Raw genomic sequence first — 2847 nt, 5'->3', positions numbered from 1 at the left:
CTGGTAGGGGCCGTGTTCTTCGATCAGGCGGATGCCCTTGTCCTTGACGTTGCCCGCGACGATGCCCGAGAAGGCCCGGCGCAGGTTGGCGGCCAGTTCGTGGGGTGGCAGCTCGCGGTGCAGGGCCAGGTTGGCCATGTTCTCGTGGGTCGGGTCGAAGGGCCGCTGGAAGCTCTCCTCGATCTTCAGCAGCCAGTTGAAATGGAAGGCATCGTTGCGCTCGCGGCGGAACTGCTTGACCTCCTTGAGCCCGTCGACCATGCGCCGCGCCACTTCGGCAGGGTCGTCGATGATGATCGAGTAATGACGCTGCGCCTGCTCGCCCAAGGTCGAGCCGACAAAGTCGTGCAGCTGCTGCAGGTAGGGCTCGGCGCTCTTCGGCCCGGTAAGCACGACCGGGAAGGGCAGGGCCTGGTTGTCGGGGTGCATCAGGATGCCGAGCAGGTAGAGGAATTCCTCGGCGGTGCCGGCGCCGCCGGGGAAGATGATGATGCCGTGGCCCACACGGACAAAGGCCTCCAGCCGCTTCTCGATGTCCGGCAGGATCACCAGCTCGTTGACGATCGGGTTGGGCGCCTCGGCGGCGATGATGCCCGGCTCGGTCAGCCCCAGATAGCGGCTGCCGTGCATGCGCTGCTTGGCGTGGGCGATGGTCGCGCCCTTCATCGGGCCCTTCATCACGCCAGGCCCGCAGCCTGTGCACACATCCAGCTTGCGCAGGCCCAGCTCATGGCCGACCTTCTTGGTGTACTGGTACTCCTCGCTGCTGATCGAGTGCCCGCCCCAGCACACCACCAGCTTGGGCTCCACGCCCGGGCGCAGGGTGCGCGCGTTGCGCAGCAGGTGGAAGACGTAGTCGGTGATGCCCTGGGAGCTTTCCAGGTCGATGCGCTGGCTGGCCAGCTCGCTTTCGGTGTAGACGATGTCGCGCAGGGCGCTGAACAGCATCTCGCGGGTGCTGGCGATCATCTCGCCATCGACGAAGGCAGCGCCAGGGGCATTGAGCAGTTCCAGGCGCACGCCGCGGTCCTGCTGGTGGATACGCACCTCGAAGTCCTTGTAGGCCTCAAGGATGGTCTTGGCGTTGTCGACATGCGCGCCAGTGTTGAGAATGGCCAGCGCGCACTGGCGGAACAGGGTGTACAGGGTGCCGGTGCCGACTTCACTCAGTTGCTGGACTTCACGTTGCGACAGCGTCTCCAGGCTGCCTTTGGGGCTGACGGATGCGTTGATGACATTGCGTTGAGGCATGCTGGGTTTTCCTGTGCGGGTCAATCTTCCTACTTGACCATCACCATACCCATAATCATGGGCCGCTGCATACAGGGCGATGTGGTCCTGGCGGCCACCGGCTATGCTTGGCCTCATGAACGCCAACCTGCCGCTTCGCCAACCGTGCCCACCCGGCGCCTGCACCTGCGGGCGCGAACGGCTGCACGACGGGCCCGCGGACGCGCAGCGCATCCTGCTGCTGACCCGCGCCGAGGAAAAGCGCCTGGTCGAACGCCTTGAAAACGTGAAAAGCCTGGACGACCTGACCCATCTCCAGCAGCGCCTCTACGAACAACTGGGCATTCGCGTGCGTATTGCGCCGGGGTTCAACGAGGTGCGCACCATGCGCGGCATCCAGATCGAGCTGCAAGAGCAGCCTGGCCTGTGCCGCAAGACCCGCCAGGCACTACCGGCTGCGATTCGCAGGGGGCTCGAGCGTAATCCGCAGGTGGCGTTCGGGTTGCTCGATGCTCACGACCTGTTGCGTGATGCCTGAGCCGCCAGGGTAATTTCTTTACCATGACGATCGTCCTTTCCGTCATCGTCCCCCGCAGCGGGCCCAGCAGGAATGCCACATCAAGGAGACAGGCATGATTTTCAAGGAGACAGGCATGGTTTTCGTGTTCGACCCCGAGTCGCTCGCATTCCAGCCCACGGCGCGTTGCGCCGGCCTGACGAAGGAGCGCGCGTGTCCGAACTGACATTGCTGTGCCTGCCGTATTCCGGCGCCAGCGCCATGGTCTATAGCCGCTGGCGACGCAGTCTGCCTGCCTGGTTGCAGGTACGCCCGGTCGAACTGCCCGGGCGTGGCACGCGCCTGGGCGAGCCTTTGCAGACCGACATGCAGGCACTCGCCCGCCAGCTGGCCGGCGAGCAACTGCTGACGACGCCCTATGCCATCCTCGGCCATAGCCTGGGCGCGCTGCTAGCCTTCGAACTGGCCCACGCGCTTGAAGCCATGGGCTGTCCTGGGCCGGTAGCGCTGCTCGCCTGTGGCACCGCGGCGCCCACCCGGCGCGAGGACTACGATGGCGAACACTGGCGCAACCCGAAAACCGATGCCGAGCTGATCAACGACCTGCGCGAGCTCAACGGCACCCCTGAGGAAGTTCTCGCCAACCGCGAACTCATGAGCCTGACCCTGCCAGTGCTGCGCGCCGACTTCCTGATGTGCGGACGCTATGCCTATCGCCAGCGGCCGAAGCTGCGCTGCGCGTTGCATGTGCTAGGCGGCGAGGATGATCGCGCAAGCCAGGAGCAGCTGCTGGCCTGGCGAGGCGAGACGACAGGGGCGTTTTCGCTGCGGATGTTCCCGGGCGGGCATTTCTTCATCCACCAGCATGAGGCGCAGGTGCTAGGCGTTGTCGCCACGGCGCTGGAGGCGTTTCGCAAGACCTCGGCGCAGTTTTCCCCGGCCTGACCCTGGCCAGAGCTGACAGACCTGGCCTTGGCCTGATGTTCAACTGACGCCTCATTCAAGAACGATGAGGTGTCAGGATGTCGCTCCGGTTCACCATTGCCCGCAAAGGGCTGCTCGGCAACAGCCGTTCACTGTTGGTCGACGCGGGCGGCGAC

3 protein-coding genes are annotated in these 2847 nt (G+C 65.0%); 2 read left to right on the top strand and 1 reads right to left on the bottom strand.

The window, feature by feature from the left end; all coding sequences use genetic code 11:
• Positions 1-1251 (bottom strand): nucleotide 5'-monophosphate nucleosidase PpnN (gene ppnN / locus VJS90_RS20830; protein WP_324123517.1); only part of this gene is annotated, 1251 nt, incomplete at its 3' end.
• 115 nt (positions 1252-1366) lie between these two features.
• Here ppnN and VJS90_RS20825 point away from each other — a divergent pair.
• Entirely contained in the window at positions 1367-1768 is a 402-nt protein-coding gene (locus VJS90_RS20825; protein ID WP_324123518.1) for a hypothetical protein, read from the top strand.
• A 192-nt stretch (positions 1769-1960) separates the two neighbouring features.
• Positions 1961-2692, top strand: coding sequence for a thioesterase II family protein (locus VJS90_RS20820; protein ID WP_324123516.1), 732 nt, complete (start codon positions 1961-1963; stop codon positions 2690-2692).
• The last annotated feature ends 155 nt before the right edge of the window (positions 2693-2847 follow it).

The sequence above is a fragment of the Pseudomonas sp. genome (genome assembly GCF_035277045.1).
Lineage (GTDB): Bacteria > Pseudomonadota > Gammaproteobacteria > Pseudomonadales > Pseudomonadaceae > Aquipseudomonas.
This window is presented reverse-complemented; position numbering and strand designations above follow the sequence as displayed.

Excerpts from the sequence above, each read along its gene's own strand:
- VJS90_RS20825 (WP_324123518.1), top strand. The coding sequence starts at position 1,367 with ATGAACGCCAACCTGCCGCTTCGCCAACCGTGCCCACCCGGCGCCTGC.